The sequence below is a fragment of the Pragia fontium genome, assembly GCF_900638655.1.
GTDB lineage: Bacteria > Pseudomonadota > Gammaproteobacteria > Enterobacterales > Enterobacteriaceae > Pragia > Pragia fontium.
Genome location: NZ_LR134531.1, coordinates 2,717,172 through 2,741,410 on the forward strand (window position 1 = coordinate 2,717,172; position 24,239 = coordinate 2,741,410).

22 protein-coding genes are annotated in these 24,239 nt (G+C 45.8%); 9 read left to right on the forward strand and 13 right to left on the reverse strand.

Annotated elements, in window-relative coordinates; all coding sequences use genetic code 11:
* Positions 1-53: 53 nt before the first annotated feature.
* Genes bioB through bioD form a run of 4 tightly spaced genes read left to right on the forward strand, consistent with a single transcriptional unit; the run spans position 54 to position 3,701 of the window.
* A complete protein-coding gene (bioB, locus tag EL341_RS11670; protein WP_074822603.1) occupies positions 54-1,091 on the forward strand; it encodes a biotin synthase BioB in 1,038 nt (345 codons plus the stop codon).
* A gap of 4 nt (positions 1,092-1,095) precedes the next feature.
* The gene (gene bioF, locus EL341_RS11675; RefSeq protein WP_074822600.1) at positions 1,096-2,259 is read left to right on the forward strand and encodes an 8-amino-7-oxononanoate synthase; all 1,164 of its coding nucleotides are present in this window, start codon (positions 1,096-1,098) and stop codon (positions 2,257-2,259) included.
* Complete coding sequence (gene bioC, locus EL341_RS11680; RefSeq protein WP_074822597.1) at positions 2,231-2,998, forward strand: malonyl-ACP O-methyltransferase BioC; 768 nt, start codon at positions 2,231-2,233, stop codon at positions 2,996-2,998. Before bioF ends, bioC begins: the two co-directional genes overlap by 29 nt.
* Positions 2,991-3,701 carry a dethiobiotin synthase gene (gene bioD / locus EL341_RS11685; RefSeq protein ID WP_074822595.1) on the forward strand — a complete coding sequence of 237 codons (711 nt, stop codon included), beginning with the start codon at positions 2,991-2,993 and terminating at the stop codon, positions 3,699-3,701. Before bioC ends, bioD begins: the two co-directional genes overlap by 8 nt.
* A gap of 344 nt (positions 3,702-4,045) precedes the next feature.
* Here bioD and EL341_RS11690 read toward each other — a convergent pair whose 3' ends face one another.
* The 11 genes from EL341_RS11690 to queA all read right to left on the reverse strand — a co-directional run bounded on the left by EL341_RS11690 (position 4,046) and on the right by queA (position 15,976).
* Positions 4,046-4,780, reverse strand: a complete 735-nt coding sequence (locus EL341_RS11690; RefSeq protein ID WP_074822590.1) for a hypothetical protein — start codon at positions 4,778-4,780, stop codon at positions 4,046-4,048.
* Between the two features lie 15 nt (positions 4,781-4,795).
* Positions 4,796-5,500 carry a DUF5058 family protein gene (locus tag EL341_RS11695; RefSeq protein ID WP_047781517.1) on the reverse strand — a complete coding sequence of 235 codons (705 nt, stop codon included), beginning with the start codon at positions 5,498-5,500 and terminating at the stop codon, positions 4,796-4,798.
* Positions 5,500-6,006, reverse strand: coding sequence for an L-2-amino-thiazoline-4-carboxylic acid hydrolase (locus EL341_RS11700; protein WP_047781518.1), 507 nt, complete (start codon positions 6,004-6,006; stop codon positions 5,500-5,502). Before EL341_RS11700 ends, EL341_RS11695 begins: the two co-directional genes overlap by 1 nt.
* A 40-nt stretch (positions 6,007-6,046) precedes the next feature.
* Complete coding sequence (locus tag EL341_RS11705) at positions 6,047-7,282, reverse strand: M20 family metallo-hydrolase (RefSeq protein WP_074822588.1); 1,236 nt, start codon at positions 7,280-7,282, stop codon at positions 6,047-6,049.
* A gap of 2 nt (positions 7,283-7,284) precedes the next feature.
* Positions 7,285-8,559, reverse strand: coding sequence for an L-cysteine desulfidase family protein (locus EL341_RS11710; RefSeq protein WP_053007627.1), 1,275 nt, complete (start codon positions 8,557-8,559; stop codon positions 7,285-7,287).
* A 385-nt stretch (positions 8,560-8,944) separates the two neighbouring features.
* Positions 8,945-10,387 (reverse strand): sigma-54 interaction domain-containing protein, encoded by a 1,443-nt coding sequence (locus EL341_RS11715; protein WP_074822585.1) that lies wholly within the window; start codon positions 10,385-10,387, stop codon positions 8,945-8,947.
* Positions 10,388-10,490: 103 nt separating this feature from the next.
* Positions 10,491-11,459, reverse strand: coding sequence for a protein translocase subunit SecF (secF, locus tag EL341_RS11720; RefSeq protein WP_047781521.1), 969 nt, complete (start codon positions 11,457-11,459; stop codon positions 10,491-10,493).
* A 10-nt stretch (positions 11,460-11,469) separates the two neighbouring features.
* On the reverse strand, positions 11,470-13,320 hold the full coding sequence (secD, locus tag EL341_RS11725) for a protein translocase subunit SecD (protein ID WP_074822582.1): 1,851 nt from the start codon (positions 13,318-13,320) through the stop codon (positions 11,470-11,472).
* Between the two features lie 41 nt (positions 13,321-13,361).
* Positions 13,362-13,694: a preprotein translocase subunit YajC gene (gene yajC / locus EL341_RS11730; RefSeq protein ID WP_047781523.1), complete on the reverse strand. Its 333-nt coding sequence runs from the start codon at positions 13,692-13,694 to the stop codon at positions 13,362-13,364.
* A 32-nt stretch (positions 13,695-13,726) separates the two neighbouring features.
* Positions 13,727-14,851, reverse strand: a complete 1,125-nt coding sequence (gene tgt / locus EL341_RS11735; protein WP_047781524.1) for a tRNA guanosine(34) transglycosylase Tgt — start codon at positions 14,849-14,851, stop codon at positions 13,727-13,729.
* A 51-nt stretch (positions 14,852-14,902) separates the two neighbouring features.
* Positions 14,903-15,976: a tRNA preQ1(34) S-adenosylmethionine ribosyltransferase-isomerase QueA gene (gene queA / locus EL341_RS11740; protein ID WP_074822578.1), complete on the reverse strand. Its 1,074-nt coding sequence runs from the start codon at positions 15,974-15,976 to the stop codon at positions 14,903-14,905.
* Positions 15,977-16,262: 286 nt separating this feature from the next.
* On the opposite strand from queA, the gene EL341_RS11745 reads away from it, so the two are divergent.
* From EL341_RS11745 to EL341_RS11755, 3 genes are all read left to right on the forward strand, one after another.
* Positions 16,263-16,904 carry an NYN domain-containing protein gene (locus tag EL341_RS11745; protein WP_074822576.1) on the forward strand — a complete coding sequence of 214 codons (642 nt, stop codon included), beginning with the start codon at positions 16,263-16,265 and terminating at the stop codon, positions 16,902-16,904.
* Positions 16,905-17,046: 142 nt separating this feature from the next.
* Positions 17,047-17,628 (forward strand): acyl carrier protein phosphodiesterase, encoded by a 582-nt coding sequence (locus EL341_RS11750; RefSeq protein ID WP_047782703.1) that lies wholly within the window; start codon positions 17,047-17,049, stop codon positions 17,626-17,628.
* A 231-nt stretch (positions 17,629-17,859) separates the two neighbouring features.
* The gene (locus EL341_RS11755) at positions 17,860-18,462 is read left to right on the forward strand and encodes a peroxiredoxin C (protein WP_047781526.1); all 603 of its coding nucleotides are present in this window, start codon (positions 17,860-17,862) and stop codon (positions 18,460-18,462) included.
* Between the two features lie 430 nt (positions 18,463-18,892).
* Here EL341_RS11755 and proY read toward each other — a convergent pair whose 3' ends face one another.
* Positions 18,893-20,266: a proline-specific permease ProY gene (gene proY, locus EL341_RS11760; RefSeq protein ID WP_074822832.1), complete on the reverse strand. Its 1,374-nt coding sequence runs from the start codon at positions 20,264-20,266 to the stop codon at positions 18,893-18,895.
* Positions 20,267-20,348: 82 nt separating this feature from the next.
* A complete protein-coding gene (gene brnQ / locus EL341_RS11765; RefSeq protein ID WP_074822573.1) occupies positions 20,349-21,674 on the reverse strand; it encodes a branched-chain amino acid transport system II carrier protein in 1,326 nt (441 codons plus the stop codon).
* Between the two features lie 517 nt (positions 21,675-22,191).
* Between brnQ and EL341_RS11770 the strand changes: the two genes are divergently transcribed.
* Entirely contained in the window at positions 22,192-23,685 is a 1,494-nt protein-coding gene (locus tag EL341_RS11770; RefSeq protein ID WP_074822569.1) for a DNA-3-methyladenine glycosylase 2 family protein, read from the forward strand.
* Positions 23,682-24,194: a methylated-DNA--[protein]-cysteine S-methyltransferase gene (locus tag EL341_RS11775; RefSeq protein WP_074822566.1), complete on the forward strand. Its 513-nt coding sequence runs from the start codon at positions 23,682-23,684 to the stop codon at positions 24,192-24,194. The genes EL341_RS11770 and EL341_RS11775 overlap by 4 nt, the downstream gene beginning before the upstream one ends.
* The last annotated feature ends 45 nt before the right edge of the window (positions 24,195-24,239 follow it).

The following is a 24,239-nucleotide window of genomic DNA, read 5'->3' on the forward strand; positions in this document are numbered from 1 at the left end:
AGTTTACATATAAAGTTTTTTGAAACCAATAAAAGATTGAATAGAGCAATATAATGAGCCAAATGCCACGTTGGACGCCAGAACAAACTCAGGCGTTATTCGATACGCCACTGTTAGAACTCATCTTCACCGCCCAAACGATACATCGGCAGAATTTTGATCCTCTTAAGATTCAGGTCAGTACTCTGCTATCCATCAAAACCGGTAATTGCCCGGAAGACTGTAAGTATTGCCCGCAAAGTGCCCGTTATAGAACCGGTCTGGACACCGAACAGCTCATGGCAGTGGAACAGGTTCTGACGTCGGCTCGGCAAGCTAAGGCCGCAGGCTCCAGTCGTTTTTGTATGGGCGCTGCCTGGAAAAATCCTCACGATCGCGATATGCCTTATCTGGAACAGATGGTCAAAGGGGTCAAAGAGATGGGAATGGAAACCTGCATGACGCTGGGCACGTTATCCGATCAACAGGCTAGTCGTTTAGCACAGGCGGGGCTGGATTATTACAACCATAATCTCGATACCTCCCCCGAGTTTTACGGCAATATCATCACTACCCGAAGCTATCAGGAGCGTCTGGATACGCTGGAAAAAGTGCGTGAAGCCGGCATTAAAGTGTGCTCCGGCGGTATTGTCGGGCTAGGAGAAACGGTACGCGACCGTATCGGTTTACTGGTGCAATTAGCTAACCTACCCAAAGTCCCGGAAAGCGTTCCCATCAATATGCTGGTGAAAGTTAAAGGCACACCTTTGGCAGATAATGACGATATCGACGCATTTGATTTTATCCGTACCATTGCAGTAGCGCGCATCATGATGCCAACCTCTTATGTTCGCCTTTCTGCTGGCCGTGAACAGATGAATGAACAGACGCAGGCAATGTGTTTTATGGCCGGTGCCAATTCAATTTTCTACGGCTGTAAGCTCCTGACCACGCCAAATCCGGGTGAAGACAAAGACGTGCAGCTGTTCCGTAAACTTGGCCTAAATTCACAGTTAACCGAAACCGTACACGGTGATAATCAACAGCAGCAACTCCTGACCGAGCAGCTATTGCACGCCGATACCGAACAGTATTACAACGCAGCCCTATAATCTGATGAGCTTTCAACACCGAATTGAGCAAGGTTTAGCTGAGCGCCGTGCTGCTGACGCTTATCGCCGGCGCGCTGTGAGTCAAAGCGGTAGCGGCAGAGAAATTAGCCTCAATGGGCAGCGTTATCTTAACTTTTCGTCTAACGATTATTTAGGATTAAGCCGGGATCCCACCGTGATCCGCGCATGGCAATCAGGCGCCGAACGCTATGGCGTAGGAAGCGCCGGTTCAGGCCATGTCACGGGATTTACCACCGCTCATGCCGAGCTGGAACAGCAATTGGCTGACTGGCTGGGCTATCCGCGCGCATTACTGTTTATTTCTGGCTATGCGGCAAATCAAGCGGTGATTGCGGCGTTAATGCAGAATAACGATCGCATTTTGGCCGATAAATTCAGCCATGCCTCGCTTATTGAAGCATCGATGCACTCTCCCGCTACACTGCGCCGCTTCCAGCATAATCAACCGACATCTCTTGATAAGCTATTGCAGGCTGAACACTCCGGACAAACGCTGGCAATCACTGAAGGCGTGTTCAGTATGGATGGCGATAGTGCACCGTTGGCTGCGCTGCATCATGCCTGTCAACAGGCAGGTGCTTGGTTGATGGTCGACGATGCCCATGGAATTGGCGTAAACGGTAGCCAAGGGCGTGGAACCTGCGCGGCACAAAAGGTAAAGCCGGAGCTGTTGGTGATCACCTTTGGTAAAGCCTTTGGCCTCAGCGGTGCGGCGGTGCTCTGCTCCGAATCGGTGGCCGAGTACTTTATTCAGTTTGCCCGCCATTTAATTTATAGCACCAGTATGCCGCCAGCACAGGCCTGTGCACTCAGCGCCGCACTGCAACGGGTTATCGCCGGTGACGATTTACGTCAGCAATTGCAGCAAAACATTACTCAGTTTCGCAACGGGCTAGCCGGTTCTGGTCTGCAATTAATGAATTCACAATCGGCGATTCAACCGGTGCTGGTTGGTGAAAACCAAGCTGCCATAGATTTAGCCCGACATCTGAGTGAACAGGGAATTTGGACCAGTGCCATTCGCCCGCCAACGGTTCCTCCTGATACCGCACGTTTACGCATCACCCTCAGTGCTGTGCACCATGAACAAGACATCAACCATTTGTTGGAGGTACTCAATGCTGTTACAGCCACTCAAGGTGAATAAGCCGGCAATCGCGACAGCCTTTAGCCGGGCGGCCAACAGCTATGATCAAGCCGCAAACTTTCAGCGCTTATGTGGTGAAAAACTCTTGGCGAAAATCGGTGATTATACGGGCTTAACCATGCTGGATGCAGGCTGTGGCACCGGCTATTTTAGCCGTCGTTTTCGTGACGCAGGTTGTCATGTGCTTGCACTGGACTTGGCCGCAGGCATGCTGGAACAATCTCGCGCAACAGACAGCGCCGATCAATATCTATTAGCCGATATCGAACATATTCCTCTACCTGACGGTAGCGTAGACCTGTGCTTCAGTAATCTGGCCATTCAATGGTGTAGCAGCTTAACCGGCGCATTAAGGGAAATGCACCGCGTCGTCCGCCCCGGAGGACGGGTAGTATTCTCATCATTAGCTCAGGGCTCGCTAACAGAATTAGCGCAAGCGTGGCAGCACGTGGATGGACAATCACATATCAATCAGTTTCTTTCCTTTGAGGCAATAGCACACGCATGCCAGCCGTTTCCTCATCAGTTGAGCCTGCAACAGGAAACTGAATTTTATCCTGATGTTATCGCACTAATGAAAACCTTAAAGGGCATTGGGGCAACCCATTTACATCAGGGCCGCGAGGCAGGACTCACTGGTCGCCGTCGTCTGACACAATTGGCAGAAGCCTACCCACACCAAGAACAGGGACTTCCCCTTAGCTATCAGTTAGTAACCGGAGTTTTATATCGTGAATGATACACCCGCCAATCAGCCCGCATTAGCCAAGGTATGGTTTGTGACCGGTACCGATACCGACGTGGGGAAAACTGTTGCCAGTTGCGCCCTGCTACAGGCGTTTTCATCAGCATCATATCGCGTGGCCGGTTATAAACCGATTGCCTCCGGTAGTCAGATGACCTCCTCTGGCTTACGCAATAGTGATGCGCTGGCATTACAACGCTATTCCTCGGTGAGTCTGACTTATCCGGAGGTTAATCCGCTTACCTTACTGGAACCGACCTCTCCCCATATCGCCAGCCGTCTGGAACAACGCCCTATTGTTGTTGAACAACTATCTGCCGGATTAACCCATTTGAAACAGAAAGCGGATATCGTGGTAGTCGAAGGTGCCGGTGGCTGGTTTACCCCATTAAGCGATCGACAAAACCTCTCTGACTGGGTGACCCAGCAACAAATTAGCGTGATTTTGGTGGTGGGAATGAAACTGGGTTGCATTAACCACGCCCTGCTCACTCAACAAGCTTTACTGAGTGCAGGCGTTTACTTTAGCGGCTGGATAGCCAACAACATTCAAGCCCCAAATAAACATTATTCTGCCTATCTGGAAACATTAAAACAGCGGCTTACTGCGCCGATGATTGGTGAAATACCCTATTTAACGGAACCAGAAGAACATTCTGCGCTACAGCAGTATGTAGATATATCGACGTTAGCATAATTGGCGGGTTTTAAAGCCGGAGGCTATATAGCTTCCGAATATTCCCTCTAAAGCTTGAATAGGATAGTTAACCAAGCATAAACGGAAGGAGAGGATTCTGTTGGGGTCGTAGCAGCTTTAGCTGCCGGAGCGCCCCTAAGAATCGTAGGCCTGACGCCCACTTAACTCAAAAACATTCCCTTTCGTCCGTAAGGAAAAGTGAATATTTCGACGTTCTTTTTACGGACGAAACATTCGCTGAAATCAAATTAAATGACTTTATCTCCCCTCTCAAGAAGCCCCCTGATACAATCCGGGGGGCTCTATTTATTAACCTTATTGCCCTACTTTCTATGATGTAACCACTAACTACTGACTTCACCGTTTACGACCGGCTTTTCCTCTTCAGAATTATTGGCACATAACACTTTGGCTAAAATCATACAGCTAACTACGCAAATAATAATCGATGCATAACCGCCACCGAAAGGTAATATCGCGAAAACGCCGATCACGCTTAATACCTTAGCGATGAAGATAACCGGAATAGCACTGAGTGATAGCTTCATCGGACTATTGAGTAAACGATCCATAAATAACGCACCAAACAACGCTGGTAGCAAAAACTGTAAAGCATCCAACATAGTTTGCGGCAACATTTGAATAATCATGTTACCGGCGATTGCTAAGAAGGTCATTAAACTCAAGCTAATGAAAATGGAGACCGAGATACCGATGGCCGAAATAACGGTACCTTCTCGGGTTCCCAACTGATAACCCGCCGCATTCAGCGCCTGAGTTGAAGCGGGTACGCGCACCTCTTTCGAGTTTCCTGCCATATAGGTTAAATACATCCCAGGAACACCCAGCACCGACTGTAAAGAGATTGGATCCACAATATACCAGGGTAATAAAATCGATAGCATCGACACCATTCCGGTGAAAATACTATCCGCCGTTGGGTTGGCGTCAAAATAGAACAGTAAAACCAGAACCGGTATATAAGCAACTAACAGTACGATCCGAGTACAAAATTTACCTCGGCTAACTATATATGGCATATAGTCATTTTCAAATATTTCTTGATTGGTTTTAGACATGACATACGCTCCAGCTTATTTTGCGATGACCGCAGCAGACATTCCTATGATCATACAGATGGTCAATCCCCATTCTTTTAGCCACTGCAAGTTTGCTTTTCGGTTATAAATCACGATAGTCGCCATCGTGGCTGCCGAGACAATAATTGCCACAGTATTTGCACCGAGGGGATAAGCAAAATTCATGGTCAGCGCACCAAAACTGCCGATCATGGCGCCACCACCAATAATCGGAATCAGTTTGACGTTACCACCGGACATTACCTTGTTAACTTTGTCCATTTTGTTAGCGAAAAAAGAGACAAATAACAAAAACGGTAAACCACAGGTGGTCATCACAATGGTGGCCGCACAGAGAAAATTAACGTCCAATTCACTCTGCCCAAGGGTGATGCCCATTCCTTGAGCGGTAAATGCCGCTTCCATCAAGGCATCCGCTACCGAACCGATAAAATCGACCCGCAGCCAGGCAATAGGAGAACCAACGTATAACATCAACGTCAATATGCCGGACAGCATCATAAAACAAGGGCCGATTGAAGATATCGATGCGCCACGAATCGCACTTTTCACCTGTGAATCGGAAATACCGAGCGCCTTCGCAGTCTTCACACTTTTACGAAAAAATAAGCAAGCCTGTAAGAAAACGAAGAAGAGGGATGGCGCTGCCGCCACCCATAAAACCCAACTGTTCGCTATTTCATTATATTCGGGCGTCATTACTCTGTTCCTTTTTCCATTTTGAAACAGAACGTACATTCACCGTGGGTAAAGAAATGCTTTTCATGAATACACTTCAGATTAGGGTTGTATCCATAAGCAATAGAAGGATCGATCATTTCACAATACAGAATGCCATACTCTTCCATGCCGTCTTTTTGGAACTGCTTGGCAAAAGCGCATTTAGAAAAGATCTGCTCGACCTGATCGTCACCATAGGTATCCACGGAATCGAACTCATCGCTGCGATCCATATCATAACTAACCAGATAGTTAGCCGCGTCGTTTGGCTTACCTCGAGCTTTAGCACGGCGGGCGATATCTTTACCGCGCTCAACGCCAAAATTCCATACGCCGCGCTTAACCGCTTCACGCCCGGCATCACCAAATTCATCCGACACTTCTTTCGCCACCAAAGCAAACATTTTGGCAAACATTTGATACATAGAAACCGGCTCTAAGTCATCAGCGATTTTATTACTTTCTACTTTTTTTTCAGTGCTCATGATGTTTTCCTTAAATTAACTTTATTTTTGACGTTATTGTTTAAAATTGAGAATCCAGACGCAAAATGGTTTCCAGAAGCAGTTCTGTTCCTTTACGCATATCTTCCCATTCCACTTTTTCCAATGGGTGGTGAGTAATCCCCCTGTCGCAAGGGATAAAGATCATTGCCGTTTTACACAGATTCGCCATGATCATGGCATCGTGCCCTGCACCGCTATTAATATTGCGGTAGCTTAAGCCCAATTTGTCACAACTTTCGGCAATCAGTTGCTGCAATCCTTGGTCCATAACGACTTCGTCTTTATAAGAATCAATGTTGACGTCAATCGTTACGTTATATTCCTGTTCTACCAGCTTCTTCATGTCCTGCAAATAGTCGAGCACATTATCGACGATGGCCTGAGTCCCGGAACGCAAATCAATCGTGAAACTACAGTTATTGGGAATGCAGTTGGATGAATTTGGCAGCAGGGAAAATTTACCCACGGTAAACGTTGCTTCGTTAGTGTATTTCCGCAGAACATAGCTGGTCATGCGGCTTACCAGCGAACAGCCAGCGAGGCCTGCATCCTGACGCAGATTCATCGGTACGGTGCCGGCATGACCAGCAAAGCCGGTAATCGAGATACTCAGCTGTGAAAGCGCAACAATGCTTTGAACAATACCAATATCGGTATTGGTTTCCTGCAATACCGGCCCTTGTTCATCATGCACTTCCAGAAAAGCCAGAATATTGTCGTTCTTACGACAAGCTGGCACGGTTTCAATGCCCTGCATATAGTTGGATAACACTTCGCGTAGTGGCTGCTTATCTTTGCTGATAAAGCGGTCTTTATCCGCATCCGTTAAATCGCCGGAGATAAAGCGACTACCAAGCAGCACCTGACCAAAATTAGTGCCTTCTTCCTCAATGAAACCGAGCACTTCATAGGTATGCTTAAGCTTAATGCCCCGTTCTTTAATTACTCTTGCCGCTTCCAGCGCACAAACGACCCCGGCAATCCCATCAAACGCACCGGCATTTCTGACGGTATCAAGATGAGAACCACTGATAATTTTCGCGGCGCTGCTGTCCTGCCCTTCCATCACGCCATAAAGATTACCAATCTCGTCTTCATAGGTGGTTAAACCACATTCCTGCATTCTTTGCTTAACGTACTCCACACCCTGACGATAGCGCTCAGTGAAACCAATACGGGTCACGCCACCATTGCAGGGGTCGCTAATCGCGCGTAAGGCTTCAATATCAGCTTGTAGACGTTCTGTCTTAATCATTTTTACACTCCGCTGTTATCAAGCATGATGCTCAAAATTTCACTATCGGTTTTTCTCATACCTTGGCTGGCAAGGCGCCCAACCATTTTCACGGTTGAATCCAAATTACTCTTTATAATCCCTTCTCCATCATTCAGCACCCGATTACGCATCGCCATCTCATGACAACTAATGGCAGTATCGATACAGGTCGCAATTTTGGAGGCGCAAGAAGGTTTTGCTCCGTCACAAATCATCCCGGAAAGCGTACCCAATGTGTTAATTACCGCATATTGAATCTGTTCATCCGTTCCCTCTTTTAACATAGTAATACCCGCGGCACTACCGCTGGCGGCACACACTACGCCACAATAAGCCGAAAGCTTACCGATATAACTTTTCTCATAGATCGCTACCAGATTACTCAGTATTAACGCCCGGTGTAACTGCTCCTGACTGGCGTTCAACTCTTTGGCATATTCAATCACCGGTAACGAGACCGTTAACCCCTGATTACCACTACCGGAGTTAATCACTACTGGCATATCACAACCGCTCATCCGCGCATCTGAGCCGGAGGCCGCCAGCGCTCTGGCTCGATTTCTAACATTATTATCATTGGTCATCAGGATGGTTTGCCCAACGCTGATACCATAATCATTTTCCAACCCTTCCTGAGCAATACTGGAGTTACAACGAATCTCTAAATCCAGAATATCAATCAGCGGAGAATAGTCACCGTAGCGAGAAAAATGGATAATGTCCTCTATTGAAAACTTATCATCCTGCTCTTCATCAACCTCATCACCTATCGCGGCCGTATTCTGCGAAAAGATAACCTGGCCATTTTTGATAATATTCACCACATTGGTGTGACTGTCTTTAATCTCGACGCTCACCACATCAGACTGATAATGGCCGGTGAGAATAATATGTAATACCGTCGGGCTGTCTAACAAAGTCACTTCACAAATAGATTTGTCTAATAAGTCCTTACAAACGTCTACCTGTTCTGCGGTAACGTCCGATAATACTTCCAGACGTTTATCCGAATTACCGGCATAAGCGCCCACTATCGCTGCGGCATCAATGCCTTTCATTCCCCCTGAATTCGGCACAATCACACTTTTCACATTTTTAACAATGTTTGCGCTGCACTCCGCCTGCAAACGCTCAGGCATATGACCTAAAGTCTTAGAAACAATCGATGCTGCATACGCAATAGCAATCGGCTCGGTACACCCTAATGCAGGTACCATCTCGTCTCGAAGAATGTTTATCAACCTTAAATTCAGCATTACTCGTTATCTCACTTTTATTAGCACTATTCTTATATGCTATGCAACGGGCATGCCAAAATAACCAAAACAGGTTATAAATAAACATAACATATTGATTTAATTTAATTTCACTGTTTTAAAAGATCTGGTTATGAGATAGCAATCACATTTTATAGACTTAGCGAAAGGGAATAATCAGAAGTCAGATTTCTTATAAATGGGAATAAAAAAGAAAAGGATTGGAATTAAAAAGGAGAGCTTGATCAACAAAATCGATTTTCAACTTAGCGATGATGACCGATAAAAATAAAAATAGCTTTAAAAACAATAAGTAAAGAGTGTACTTTCTTTATGCAATTAATTTCCAAAATTTGAGAATGAATTTCCAAAATTTAAGAATAATTTATTGCAAATCATATTGCCCCATTTTCCGATAAAGGGAAGAGAGAGAAATGCCGAGTCTTTCAGCCAGATCTTTTTTATCCGGCAGCGTCGGGGCGGAAACCAACAAATTTTTCAAAATCTGCTTTTCCTGCGCTAACAGCAGTGATTTGAGCGAAGCGTTTTCACTCTCCTGAAGTAAGCGACTGGAAATAAAATGGGAGGGTAAGTCTTCCAGCTCAATATCGCCACCGTCTTTAATATTGACCAGATACTCAATAATGTTCTTTAATTCCCGAACGTTACCCGGCCATGAATAACCGGTAAAAATATCAATCACCTCCTGTTTAGCCAGCGTGATATTTTTCCGCAACTTATCATTAAAATCATTCAGGAATACCTGACTTAACACGGTGATATCCTGCAGCCTCTCGCGCAGTGGTGGGATTTCAAACGGCAGCACATTAATACGATAGTAGAGATCCATTCTGAACTTATTTTCTGCCACCAATGTTAATAAGTTCTGATTTGTGGCGCAGATAACCCTAACATTAACCGGAATGCCAATATCACTCCCGATGCGAAAAACCACTTTCTCCTGAAGAACCCTGAGTAGCTTGGTTTGAGCAGACAGCGACATTTCGCCAATTTCATCCAGAAACAGCGTGCTGTTATTCGCTAACTCAAATTTACCAATCTGGCCTTTCTTATTGGCACCGGTAAACGCACCGGCAACATAGCCAAATAGTTCGCTCTCAATCAGGCTTTCTGGAATCGCTCCGCAGTTAATGGATATCATCATTTTATCTGCTCGGGTACTCATACCGTGGATCACTTTGGCCAGCACATCTTTACCGGTACCGCTTTCACCAGTGATCAAAATGGTAGAGTCTGAATTGCACACCCGCCCAGCCAAATTGAGCATATTGATGATTTTGCTATCCTGCCCAACAAAATGGCTATTGTTGATCTCCTGCCGGGCAATTGACATCACGCCATCCAGCTTTTCTTCCAGCTCATGATTTTGTCGTAAAGTCAGTAACTTACTTTCCAGTAACATACTCATATGCATGAGAAAATTCTTATAGTTACTGTCATTTTCAATCAGTTTATGTTTGGCTTGTTCGGAAAAGGCAATAATCCCAATAACGCCCACCACCTCATCTTCATAACGAATAGGATAAGCAATATCGGCTAATTCTGGACATTCATCATAGAAATTACATTGGCTACACAGCTGATCGTCCAGCGATTTGCACATAATGCCGGGGTTGCCAGTAGAAATGATTTTCTTATAAAACGAGGCGTGGTTGATGGTTTGACCTATTTGGTCAGAATAAGGGGAAGTGCCACCAATACGAACCAGATCTTTATCGACAACCGTTACCCCAACATTAAGGATAACGGCAATCGCGTTAACATAAGACTGAATGAAATCTTGAATCTGAATTAAATGTACTGACATAGTTATCCCTAAAAATAGCCATTCACAATACTTCCATTACAAGATTTAACGCTCAGTATAGATAACAATAATGAGCGTTTTCTCATTCAGTCTTGATGTTTATTTACGGCAGAATTGAAGGCTGATCGGCACCCTCTTTTTCTATTTTCTGCGGAATCATATGCTCACGCTTCACGCCCATCTTCAGAGCCATATAAGCAGCAACCCAAATCGAAGAGACCGTTCCTAACAGGATACCGATCGCCAACGACTCCGAGAAGCCCTTCAGCATTTCGCCACCGAAGAATAACAAACACAGTACCGCTAACAAGGTGGTACCAGAAGTCATCAAAGTACGGCTTAAGGTCTGAGTCAATGAAACGTTCATAATATCGTAAGGCGTACCGCGGCGAATCTTACGGAAGTTCTCACGCATCCGGTCAAACACTACGATGGTATCGTTGAGCGAGTAACCGATGATCGACAGCATAGCGGCCACAATGGTCAGATCCACTTCACGTTGGAAAAATGAAATGATACCCAGCGTTATCACCACGTCATGCGCCAGCGCAAATACTGCACCGGCGGCCAGACGCCATTCAAAACGGAAGCCGACATAGATCAGAATACAGATCAAACAGACGATAATCGCCATCAGACCCGACTGAGCCAGTTCAGCCCCGACGCTTGGCCCCACGAACTCAATACGCTTAACTACCGCGCCGTCATCTGAGTTACTATGGAGAATATCCAGCACCTTGTTGCTCAGAACTTCACTGTTCATCCCTTCAATAGGCGCCATGCGAATCATCACATCACGGCTACTACCGAAGTTCTGCACAATAGGATCTTTAAATCCTTCCTGATTTAACTGGTTACGTACTTTCTCCAGATCGATCGGATGGCTTAGTTTTACTTCAATAACGGTACCGCCAGTGAAGTCCAAACCCCAGTTAAAGCCCTTCATTCCCATAATAACGAATGAGGCAACCACCAGGACCATGGAGATGATAAAAGCCGCATTACCCACGCGCAGAAAGTCATAGACTCTGCGTCCGTGGTTAAGCTGCTCTACTTTATATTCCTCTGCCACAACAGACTCCTTAAATAGACAGCTTAGTAACGCGCTTGCCACCGTACACCAGATTTACAATGGCGCGGGTACCTACAATCGCAGTGAACATGGAAGTCAAGACGCCGATAGACAGCGTGATGGCAAAGCCTTTAATCGAACCGGTACCAACAGCGTACAGAATCGCGGCGGTAATCAGTGTAGTCAGGTTAGCATCGAGAATACTGCTGAATGCGCCTTTATACCCTTCATGAATCGCCTGTTGAACGCTACGACCGTTCTTCAGCTCTTCTTTTATTCGCTCGTTTATCAGTACGTTGGCATCAACCGCCATCCCCACCGTCAGTACAATACCGGCAATACCCGGCATGCTCAGCGTTGCCCCCGGCAACAGCGACATGGTACCCACGATAAGAATAACGTTAACCACCAGTGCAGCACTGGCCATCAGACCGAAGAAGCGATAAACCAGCAGCATAAAGATCACGGACACCATCAGTCCCCAGAAGCAGGCTTCCAGACCCTGGGTGATGTTCTGCTGTCCCATTGATGGGCCAATAGTACGCTCTTCCACAATCTGAATTGGCGCAATCAAAGCACCAGCACGCAGTAACAAGGAGAGTTGACGGGCTTCTGCCGGGCTATCAATACCGGTAATGCGGAAACTGTTACCCAGACGAGACTGAATAGTTGCCACGTTAATCACTTCTTCTTGTTTTTCAAGAATCGATCTACCGTTAGCATCTTTCTTACCGCTGTCCTTATACTCCACAAACAGCGTCGCCATATTTTTACCGATGCTGTCTTTGGTGAAGTTGGACATAATATTACCGCCGGCGCTATCCAGAGAGATATTAACCTGCGGGCGGCCATATTCATCCGCGCTGGACGTGGAGTCGGTAATGTGATCGCCTGTCAGCACCACTTTCTTATACAGTGCGACTGGTGAACCATCACGACGATATTTCACTTCAGTTTTGCTGCGGTCACGACCGCGCAATACTGAAGCCGCATCGATGCTGGTATTCACTAAACGGAATTCCAACGTCGCGGTAGCGCCCAAAATCTCTTTCGCGCGAGCCGTGTCCTGAATACCCGGTAGCTCAACCACAATACGGTCAGCACCCTGACGCTGAACCACTGGTTCGGCAACACCCAACTGGTTCACCCGGTTACGCAGAATATTCACGTTCTGCTGAACCGCATATTCACGGGCTTCGCTTAAACGTTCTGCTGTCATCGAAGTGGTAAAGCTGTTGTTATCGCCCATGGTTAACACCAGGTCGCGATGACGAGGGGTAAGATAATCAACGGCTTTTGAGCGGGCATTTGAGTCAGGGAAACGCGCCTCAACACCAAAGTTGCTGCTTTTAACCACTTCAGTATAAGGAATGCCCTGAGCATGCAATTCACTTTCAATGGAATCTTGAGTCTGTTCTTGCAGCTTCGACATGGCGGTTTCCATATCCACTTCCATTAAGAAGTGCACACCACCACGCAAGTCCAGTCCCAGCTTCATTGGCTCAGCACCAATAGCCTGTAACCAGACCGGGGTCGCTGGGGCAAGGTTCAACGCAATAACAAACTTGTCTCCCAAAGACTCGGCCAGAACTTCTCTGGCGCGAAGCTGAACGTCAGTACTATCAAATCGAACCATCAAAGAGCCATTCTCTTCTAATGCGGCCGACTTAATTTCAATATTCTGTTGTTTTAGAGCATCTTCAACCTGACCCAGCGTAGCATTACTGGCGGCGCCACCGCGCACGCCAGTAATCTGAATTGCCGGATCCTCACCATATAGGTTGGGAAGTGCGTAAAGCAAACCAATGCCGATCACAAAGACCAGCATCAGGTACTTCCATAAAGGATAACGGTTTAACACAATAGTTTCCCTTCGGGAAAAGCAAAAAACATAGCGCTTAATTAAAGCGCTTTCATTGTGCCCTTAGGCAGAACTGCAGCAACAAAGTCACGCTTGATAGTTACTTCATTATTCTCGTTCAGAGCGATAACGATATAACCTGTTTCAGATACTTTAGTTACACGACCAACTAAGCCACCACTGGTTAATACTTCATCACCCTTAGCAATTGAGCTCATCAGATTTTTATGATCTTTTGCACGCTTTTGCTGTGGGCGCAGAATCATAAAATAGAAAATCAGACCAAATACTACCAGCATGATAACTAAAGAGTATGGGCTACCTTGAGCCGGTGCGCCTGCTGCTGCCACTGCGTCAGAAATAAAAAGACTCATTAACGAGATTCCTCATTGGTTGGTTATGTAAATTAATTAGCTAAAGGTGGAATAGTTTTACCTATCCGACCATAAAAATCAGAAACAAACTGCTCTAATGTACCCTGCTCAATGGCTTCTCGTAAACCGGCCATTAAACGCTGATAATATCTTAGGTTATGGATAGTATTTAATCGCGCACCTAATATTTCATTACAGCGATCCAGATGATGCAAGTAGGCTCGACTATAGTTGCGACAAGTATAACAGTCACAGTGTTCATCCAGCGCTGCTGTATCATCCTTATATTTAGCATTACGGATTTTAACCACTCCATCCGTAACAAACAAATGTCCATTACGCGCATTACGCGTTGGCATCACACAATCGAACATATCGATACCACGACGCACGCCTTCCACCAAATCTTCCGGTTTACCTACCCCCATTAAGTAACGAGGTTTATCTTCCGGAATCTGAGGGCATACATGCTCTAAAATGCGATGCATATCCTCTTTTGGTTCACCTACGGCCAAACCGCCCACAGCGTAACCGTCAAATCCAATCTCTACCAGCCCTTTTACTGAAATATCACGTAAATCTGGGTATACACTGCCTTGAATAATACCGAACAACGCATTGTTATTATTCAATTCATCAAAACGATCGCGGCTACGCTTCGCCCAACGTAATGACATTTCCATTGAACGCTTAGCATAGTCCCAATCTGCCGGATATGGCGTACATTCATCAAAGATCATCACGATATCAGAACCGAGATCGTATTGAATTTCCATTGATTTTTCAGGACTGAGGAAAATGGCATCACCATTAATTGGGTTACGGAAGTTCACCCCTTCTTCGGTGATTTTACGAATATCCCCCAGACTAAATACCTGGAAGCCACCGGAGTCCGTCAGAATCGGACCGTGCCAGTTCATAAAGTCATGCAGATCGCCATGCTGGCGCATGATTTCTTGCCCCGGACGCAGCCACAGGTGAAAAGTGTTGCCTAAAATGATTTGTGCACCAGTGTCTTTAACTTCTTCCGGCGTCATTCCTTTCACCGTACCGTAGGTTCCCACAGGCATAAATGCCGGTGTTTCTACCACGCCACGCTCAAAAATCAATCGACCGCGTCTTGCGCGTCCATCTTTGGTTTGTAATTCAAACTTCACGTAAACCTCCGCCACCAGATAAACAGTCTGGAGCTCGTTTTTAATTAATAATTAGTTCCCACCTGGGATTTCATTAACCGCTTGCGGGTTCCGCGTGATGTACATCGCGTCGCCATAGCTAAAGAAGCGGTATTGTTTCTCGACCGCCTGCTGATACGCTTTCATGGTATTGGTGTAGCCGGCAAACGCCGACACCAGCATGATCAGCGTAGATTCAGGCAGGTGAAAATTGGTAATCAATGTATCAATAATTTGGAACCGATAACCGGGATAAATAAAGATATTGGTATCGCCAAAAAATGGCGCTATCAGACCATTTTTAGTCGCCTGCGCTGCACTCTCCAACGATCTGACTGAGGTTGTTCCTACAGCAACCACTTTACCACCGCGGGATTTACAGGCCAGTACAGCATCAACCACATCCTGAGGCACTTCGGCATATTCAGAGTGCATTACGTGCTGCTGGATATCATCCACCCGCACCGGTTGGAATGTTCCCGCCCCAACGTGCAGAGTCACAAAGGCCATTTCTATGCCTTTCGCGCGCAGTGCTTCTAATAACGGTTGGTCAAAGTGTAGCCCCGCCGTTGGCGCCGCGACAGCCCCCGGACGCTCGCTATACACGGTCTGATAAAGTTCCCGATCGGACGCTTCATCAGGTCGATCAATATAAGGAGGCAGTGGCATATGGCCTGCGGTATTGAGAATCGACAACACATCACGCCCATCGTCAAAACGCAGTTCAAACAGTGCATCATGACGCGCCACCATGGTCACCGGTATAGATTCATCATCACCCAACAGCAGTTCTGCCCCCGGCTTCGGTGCCTTGGAAGCACGAACGTGTGCCAGAACCCGCTTATCATCCAACACCCGCTCCACCAGCACTTCAATCTTGCCACCGCTGGCTTTCTTACCAAATAAGCGAGCTGGGATAACCCGGGTATTGTTAAACACCAGTAAATCACCCGCTTCCAGCTTATTCAGCACATCAGTAAAGACATCGTCAGCTAATGAACCACTGGGGCCATCCAGTGAAAGCAAACGACAGGCACTACGCTCGGCCTGAGGATAGCGGGCAATCAACGATTCCGGGAGTTCAAATGAAAAATCAGTAACGCGCATGGGTTTTCAAATCTCAAAAAATAAGCGGTCTAGTCTAGAGCCACTCTGATTATGCTGCAACCAATAAGGTAATAAAAGTAGAAGAAAGAAGGTTATCGGCCCACCAAACAACCATAATGCTCCAACAACCTGAATATAATATGTCTTACGTTATGCTTTAAAAAAGAATTTTAACAACCAACCAGATACACAGTAGATAAGAAATAAGAATTATTAAGATATCTTTCAAGTACTTTTCATATTTTCATATACCATTAGTCCCCTGATTATCTTCTGGATAAGCCGCGTGGGAAACCAAAATAAAATAGCAGTACTTATTGATGTTGAAAATGTTAGCTGTGCTGTTATGCCAGACGTCATAAAGTCCCTCGAAAAAAATAAAAAACCTCATTTGATAAGGGCTTATGCCGATTGGGCAAAACATAATCTAAATAAATGGCAAGAAACCATTGTGCATTATGGAATTCATCCTGTTTACCAGCCCTCCTATGTTTCCGGCAAAAACTCTTCTGATATTGCGTTAGTGATAGACGCTATGGATTTGATGTATTCAGGGCAATTTAATACATTCGTACTCGTCACAAACGATAGTGATTTCGTAAGATTAGTCATTCGATTAAAAGAAATGGGCGCTTATGTTATTGGTATCAGTGAAAACAAAGTTACCCCAGCCTTTAAACATGCTTGCAATCAATTTGTTATGAGTAAAAAGCTTTCCACCGAAGAAATGCGTATTTTGGGCATATGGCCTAGCGAAATAAAAGATTGGATTTCTATAAGTCAATTAGCAAAGTACTGGATAGCTGCCGGATATCCATCCCAAAAAGGCAAGTATGTTAAATTATTTGAAAAATACCCTGATACCTTTTTAGTACAGCGCGATCCTAAAGGGGCAATGATGATTAAGCGTCGAGTTGATACTCTCTAACAGACAATAAAAAATCATCTCAGAAATCCCCCTCATTGATTAATTCAATACAAAATTAATTAACATTATCAGGAATATCAATCAGCGTTACCTCTATAATTAAAAACTGACTACATCTAACAAACTACACTATACTCATGCCATGAATTTTCTTGCTCACCTTCATTTAGCGTCTCTGGCCGAGAGTTCTCTGCTGGGAAACGTCATGGCAGATTTTGTCAGAGGCAACCCTGATGCTGATTACCCGGCGGACATTGCCAGCGGCATTAGGCTACATCGTCGAGTTGATAAGCTTACCGATAGTTTGGAAGCCGTCAGGCAAGCACGTCGCCTGTTTAGTCAGGCGCATTACCGAGTCGCTCCGATTGCCCTTGATGTACTTTGGGATCACTTTTTATCCCTGCATTGGGAACAGGTTGAATCTCAAATACCACTGACCGATTTTATTCATCAGGCTCGCGACAACATTTTACCGCAATTGCCTTCAACGCCACCCAGCTTTCAGCATATCAATCAATATATATGGAAAGATCGCTGGTTAGAACGCTACGCTGAACTGCCATTCATCGCTAATACCTTGCATAACATGGCGATCCGACGCCCCAAACTGGCCGCGTTATCCTATTGCATTCAGGATATTGAGCTGAATTATGCTCAATTGGAAGAGACATTTATGCAGTTTTACCCCTTGATGATGCAGCAAGCAAAATCGAAAAATTTATAATTAAATCAGCAAACTAAATAATCAACCTAAAGTAAATAATCGTATAACCGCTTTACAGGCGTATAGTAATATAGTTATGTTACTGGCTGTAACACGTAACAGATTCATTCATAGGCAGAAGCTATCTCAACAATTGGCCTTATATCCTTTAAGAACGGTACCTGACTGCCTATACTAACGTACAAATTCTACGTTCATTTCTTTATTAACCTAATTGACAGGAGAGTTATTATGGTTCTGGTTACTCGCCAAGCCCCTGATTTTACCGCTGCGGCTGTTCTTGGTAACGGCGAAATCGTTAACGATTTCAACCTGAAAAATCACCTGAACGGCAAACCAGCTGTTCTGTTCTTCTGGCCAATGGACTTCACTTTCGTATGTCCTTCTGAACTGATCGCTTTTGACCACCGTTATGAAGAATTCAAAAAACGCGGTGTTGAAGTTGTAGGCGTTTCTTTTGACTCAGAATTCGTACACAACGCATGGCGTAAGACTCCGATCGACAACGGTGGCATCGGTGAAGTGAAATACGCAATGGTTGCTGACGTTAAGCGTGAAATCCAACAAGCATACGGTATCGAACATCCGGAAGCTGGCGTAGCATTACGTGGTTCATTCCTGATCGACAAAAACGGCGTTGTTCGTCATCAAGTGGTTAACGACCTGCCATTAGGCCGTAACATCGACGAAATGCTGCGTATGGTTGACGCACTGCAATTCCACGAAGAGCACGGTGAAGTATGCCCAGCTCAGTGGGAAAAAGGTAAAGAAGGTATGAAAGATTCACCAGAAGGTGTTGCTAAGTACCTGTCTCAGAACGCAGCTAAACTGTAATTAGTTAACTGTTCTGATTAAGAGCCGCTATGCGGCTCTTTTTTTTGGCATTAGAAATACACTAATCGTTCTTGACCTTAAGTTGATTCTATTTAGGATGAGTGTACATTTCGTCCGTAATAGTCCAGCGACTACCTCAACTAAGGTGCAACGGCCGAGCAGAGGAGATTAGCGAATCCCCTCTGCACTCCCACGCTTCCGCACGGGAATTCCGGTCGCTTAGGCGACTTCCTTCCTCTTTCGCTCAGCCTTAACGCACCGGCACAGAGCCGCTCCCGGCGCCGCTGTGCCTCGCCCCACATCCATGTGGGGCGTGCTGGCTTCTCTCTGTCGTCAGCTGAATTCAAGTGCTCGTAGTTAACTAATACCAATAAAAAAGCAGCCTCGATATTACTCGAGGCTGCCTTAAATCAATTCCAACTATCGGCGATTAATTGGTGTTCTTCGTCGATCCCATGCCTTTCAAATAGTAGACACCAACTAACAGCGCTATCCAGGCAAAACCAACGTACAGCGATACTCGAGTAGTTGGGAAATAGCCGATCAGGCCAATAATTCCCACCAGGAAAATCAGCGCAATCACCGAAGTTATTGAACCACCGCGCAGCGGGAAATCCAGTTTACTGGCTTGTTCTGCGGTAATCTTACGGCGGAAACCAATCTGTGAAAGCAGAATCATGATCCACACCCACACCGTCGCAAAAGTCGCCAGTGAAGCAATAATCACAAAGACGTCTTCAGGAATAATGTAGTTCAGATAGGCGGCAAACAGCAGTCCCACCATCATAAACAACACCGTGACCCAAGGCACTCCACGCTTAGAAACCGTGGTAAACATTTTAGGCGCTTGCCCCTGCTCTGCCAGACCAAACAGCATGCGGCCCACGCCGAACACGTCGCTATTAATTGCAGACAGTGACGCCGTGATTACTACAAAGTTCAGAATGCCTGCTGCCGCCTTAATGCCAAGATTCTCAAACGTCAAAACAAACGGGCTACCGTGAGTACCAACCTGATTCCATGGATAAATGGACATAATGACAAACAGCGTTCCCACATAGAAAATCAAAATGCGGAAAGGTACTGAGTTGATGGCTTTTGGAATCGATTTCTTCGGATCCTCAGCTTCTCCTGCGGTGATACCAATAATTTCAATACCACCGTAGGCAAACATCACCATTTGCAGCGACAAGACCATACCGATAAAACCGTTAGCGAAGAAGCCACCATTGGCCCACAGATTGTGAATCCCGGTGGGTTCCCCTTGATTGCCGAATCCCCAGACGATAATACCGATACCTGCCAGAATCATAATGATAATGGTGGCGACTTTGATAAATGATAGCCAGAATTCGAACTCACCGAATACCTTCACATGAACCAGGTTAATGGCGCCGATAATTAATACCACGCTCAATGCCCAGACCCACAGTGGGACATTCGGGAACCAGAAACTCATATACAGCCCAAATGCAGTAACGTCCGCAATGGCCACTATCAGTATCTCAAAACAGTAAGTCCAGCCGGTAATATAGCCCGCCATTGGCCCTAAGTAATCCTGAGCGTAGCGAGAAAAAGAGCCCGCCTGTGGGTTATGAACCGACATTTCCCCCAACGCGCGCATGATAATAAAGGCGAAAATACCACCAATCAGGTAGGCCAGTAACACACTCGGACCCGCCATCTTGATTGCACTAGCAGAACCATAAAATAACCCAGTTCCGATCGCCGAGCCCAGCGCCATAAAACGAATATGCCGGGCGGTTAAACCTCGTTTAAGCTTATTGGTTTGTTGTTGTTCCATGCCAAAGTTACTCATATTTTATCGTTATAACGCCGCAGTTATCATCCGCGGCGCATTGGTCAAAATGAAATGAAAATCAGTTTTACGACATTTTAGTGGCTTCACGATGCAACGGCATAAACCGATCCACAATCGCGGCAAGCGCCAATACAACCAAGGCTGGAGGTAACCATGCCAATCCTTGGTTTGCACCGGGTAGATGCCCTACCCAAGCAGGTAGGAAATCCGATAACACAGAGGCTTTTATACCATCCAGAATGCCAACGAGTGATGTTACCAGCATTACTGGGATCATAATACGACTTTCAGAGCGCCACAGGCGACTAGTAAAACTGAGTACCACTAAGGCGATACACGGAGGATAAATTGCCGTTAACACCGGAACAGAAAACTGAATCAAATGGCTCAATCCAAGATTTGATATCACCATGGCAAAACCGGACAGAATGAATACCAGCGTTCGGTAGGATAACGGTATTAGCTTTGAAAAAAACTCGGCACAAGCGCAGGTCAGGCCGATAGCCGTCACCATGCAGGCAATAAAAATCATCACCGCCAGGAATAGACTGCCAAAATCACCGAAAGTCTGTTGAATATAAGCATGTAAAATCACCGCACCATTTGCTGCATCCGGTACCAAAGAGCCACTGCTGGAGCCCAGATTAAACAGGCTAAGGTAAACCAACGTCAGTCCAATACCAGCAATCAAACCAGCAATGATAGTATAACGAGTTAGTAACCTTGGGCTGGAAACGCCCCGTGAACGCGCAGCGTTAACAATAATGATGCCAAATACTAAAGCGCCCAAGGTATCCATGGTCAAATAGCCTTCAACGAAGCCTTTGGAAAATGGAATATTCTGGTAAATATTGAGCGCAGGTAAGTGATGACCAGCAGGCCATAGCAAGGCAGCAAGCCCCAGAATCGCCAGAGAAACAATTTTTAACGGGGCCAAAACCCGCCCAATGGAATCCAACAGTTTTCCCGGATAAAGCGAAACCAGCGTCACGAATGAAAAATAGACCACGCTATAAATAAATAGTGGCCAAGGGCTCTCTTTATCGGTGAGTAGCGGGGCAATCCCAAGTTCAAAAGAAACCGTGGTGGTACGCGGTGTCGCAAACAGTGGCCCGACCGATAAATAACAGATCATCGCCAAAATCAGCCCAGCCGTTTTGCCAATCGGTGAACTTAGCGCTTCAATGCCCCCCCCCACTCGCGCCAAGGCAATAACGGTAATCACCGGTAATCCCACGGCGGTTAGCAAAAAGCCCAGAGCAGCAATCCAGACGTTTTCGCCGGACTGTAAACCAACTATTGGGGGGAAAATAATATTACCGGCACCCACGAACAGCGCAAAGGTCATGAAGCCCAATGCGATAATGTCTTTAGAAGTCAATTGTTTCATATTGAATGGTTACTGTATCTGTAAAATAATTATTTTTGCCTGTTCGCCACATCCCGATTACATTGTATATAAGCTATACAACAGCACAGCTCACTGCCTGAACAATAATCAAGCAAAATAAAGAAGATGGATTTGTCCGTTATAAGGATACTTTTATGACGAAGCTATCAACAACACTGACAAGTAAACACAATAACAGTGATAAAAAACAAGCCCTATTGCCAATCATAGAGTAATCATCTAAATAAAAATCAAATACCAGTTAAAACAGCAGGGGAATTAGCATAAACATCTAATAAACCGCACCACATCAGATTATATTTTAACCAGCATATAAGTTTGGCATTTCTCGTACCATTACATAGATATTAAGCGGAGACTTATCCGCGCGATTTCACTAAAAAATATCTAACGGTGTCATTGAGAGGTGCAATATTTATCATGCCGTCACACTATATCAGCACGAAAAAACGGATATGATTCTAACGACTGACCACGGTGTTACAGGCAAATGATAATGGCCATGACAAAAGGCAATACCATGAAATTTAAGTCACTACCCTGGAGCGATGATTTCATGTATCAGGCTATCCTGAATCATGAGCAAAAATATAACGGTAAATTTCTAACCTGTGTGAAGTCCACCGGTATCTATTGCCTGCCCTCCTGTCCGGCCAGAAAGCCATTGTTAAAGAACATTCGTTTTTTAGCCACCGAACAAGAGGCGATTGCCGAGGGATTCCGCATTTGCAAGCGCTGCCGCCCTGACTTGTTCTATCGTGGTGAAAATCAGGATGAAAACCTGTTTAATGAAATGTTAGTACGAATTCGCGCCCATCCGGCCGCTTTCCAAAACATTGGCACTCTGGCTAAAAGCTGTGGTGTCAGCAGTACCAAACTTAATGAGTTAGTGCGTGTTCACGCGCATATTTCCCCGGCAGAGTTATTAAATCGGGAACGTATTGCAGCGGCCTGTCTCGCGCTGGTGACGACCTCCCAAAAAATATTAGATATCGGCCTTGCCGTTGGTTTCGAAAGCGAGGCCAGTTTTCATCGCCAGTTCTTATCCCAAACAGCGATGACGCCAAGTGCCTATCGTTCATTACGCGATACCAGCGAATTTACCTTAAAGCTACCGGCAGACTTCACGCCAGACTATGCCTGGCGTTACCATTTACGGGATAAAAGTAGCCTATCTGAATACCTTGATGAACATGGTTTTACCAAGGCGTTATGGATTAATCACGTTCCTGTGATTATTCGTCTTAAAATAGATAACGCCACTGCATACTGCTACTGGCAGCAACCTTCTACATCTGACGTTAATTCTCAGCCCGTAGGCATACTTATACACCAGCAGGTGATACGCCTACTGGGATTAAATACCAACGTCAGTGCTTTTCAATCCAGCGCTAAACAAAATAGCCAAATGGCACGACTGCTCGCTCAATCATCGCCCCTTTATATCCCGATGACTGCTACGCCTTTCGAATCACTGGTGTGGGCCATTATTGGGCAACAGATTAATTTAACCTTTGCCGCCGCGTTACGTCAGGCCCTTATCAAGCTAGCTGGCCCTGTCGTCAGCGATAGCTCGTTGCATATACATCCATCGGCAATCAATATCGCCGCCTTAGAGCCCCAACAGTTAACCGACATTCGTTTTTCACGAGCTAAAGCACAATATTTGATTACCGCCGCCAAAGCGATTGTTGATGGCGAGCTTGATCTTGACCAATTGGCAACCGGTTCAGCGATTACAGCGGAGAAAAAGCTCTGCGCTATTAAAGGTATCGGCCCCTGGACCGCCCGCTACACCATGATGCGTGGTTTGGGCTTTGCTGACTGTACTCCAGTAGGCGACAGCGGATTACACACGGCGCTACAACAGTTTTATCAGTTAGATAAACGCCCAACTGCCACCGAGGTTGAACAGTTAATGAAGCCTTTCAGTCCTTTTCGCACACAGGCCACCACGTATCTATGGGAAAGCCTAAGGAAAAAATCATGAAGCAAACCTATAAAACCTTACGCCAAGCGGTCATTATCGGCATATTTGACAGCCAATTTGGCGAGCTGGCCGCCTGGCTAGATAGTGATAATCGGTTAATTCGTCTCTCATTTCATATTGAAGACGATCTACAACATGCGGTGGAAAACGGGGTATTGCGAGACGATAATCGAGTCCAATTTATTGCCAGCCAGATTGAAGAATACCAACAGGGTAAGCGGACGGAATTTAATATTGCCATCGGCCTAAACGGTACACCTTTTCAAATGAAAGTCTGGGATGAGCTGAATAAGATTCCGTTTGGTGAAACCATCAGTTACCAAACGCTGGCAACGCGAGTCGGTAATCCCAAAGCCTCACGTGCGGTAGGCAGAGCAAATGGAACGAATCCAATTAGCGTCATTATCCCCTGCCATCGCGTGATCGGTGCTAATGGCTCGCTTACCGGCTATGAAGGTGGTGTATTGATTAAAGAAAAGCTGTTGGCTTTCGAGAAAGGGGCCAAATAATCCTTATGGCCTGTGATAACATCAGCAATAACTTACCGGTCATTA

Coding starts and splice junctions, on each gene's coding strand:
- bioB (WP_074822603.1), top strand. CDS start 54: ATGAGCCAAATGCCACGTTGGACGCCAGAACAAACTCAGGCGTTATTC.
- bioF (WP_074822600.1), top strand. CDS start 1,096: ATGAGCTTTCAACACCGAATTGAGCAAGGTTTAGCTGAGCGCCGTGCT.
- bioC (WP_074822597.1), top strand. CDS start 2,231: ATGCTGTTACAGCCACTCAAGGTGAATAAGCCGGCAATCGCGACAGCC.
- EL341_RS11690 (WP_074822590.1), bottom strand. CDS start 4,780: ATGTCTAAAACCAATCAAGAAATATTTGAAAATGACTATATGCCATAT.
- EL341_RS11695 (WP_047781517.1), bottom strand. CDS start 5,500: ATGACGCCCGAATATAATGAAATAGCGAACAGTTGGGTTTTATGGGTG.
- EL341_RS11700 (WP_047781518.1), bottom strand. CDS start 6,006: ATGAGCACTGAAAAAAAAGTAGAAAGTAATAAAATCGCTGATGACTTA.
- EL341_RS11705 (WP_074822588.1), bottom strand. CDS start 7,282: ATGATTAAGACAGAACGTCTACAAGCTGATATTGAAGCCTTACGCGCG.
- EL341_RS11710 (WP_053007627.1), bottom strand. CDS start 8,559: ATGCTGAATTTAAGGTTGATAAACATTCTTCGAGACGAGATGGTACCT.
- EL341_RS11715 (WP_074822585.1), bottom strand. CDS start 10,387: ATGTCAGTACATTTAATTCAGATTCAAGATTTCATTCAGTCTTATGTT.
- yajC (WP_047781523.1), bottom strand. CDS start 13,694: ATGAGTCTTTTTATTTCTGACGCAGTGGCAGCAGCAGGCGCACCGGCT.
- queA (WP_074822578.1), bottom strand. CDS start 15,976: ATGCGCGTTACTGATTTTTCATTTGAACTCCCGGAATCGTTGATTGCC.
- EL341_RS11750 (WP_047782703.1), top strand. CDS start 17,047: ATGAATTTTCTTGCTCACCTTCATTTAGCGTCTCTGGCCGAGAGTTCT.
- EL341_RS11755 (WP_047781526.1), top strand. CDS start 17,860: ATGGTTCTGGTTACTCGCCAAGCCCCTGATTTTACCGCTGCGGCTGTT.
- proY (WP_074822832.1), bottom strand. CDS start 20,266: ATGGAACAACAACAAACCAATAAGCTTAAACGAGGTTTAACCGCCCGG.
- brnQ (WP_074822573.1), bottom strand. CDS start 21,674: ATGAAACAATTGACTTCTAAAGACATTATCGCATTGGGCTTCATGACC.
- EL341_RS11770 (WP_074822569.1), top strand. CDS start 22,192: ATGGCCATGACAAAAGGCAATACCATGAAATTTAAGTCACTACCCTGG.
- EL341_RS11775 (WP_074822566.1), top strand. CDS start 23,682: ATGAAGCAAACCTATAAAACCTTACGCCAAGCGGTCATTATCGGCATA.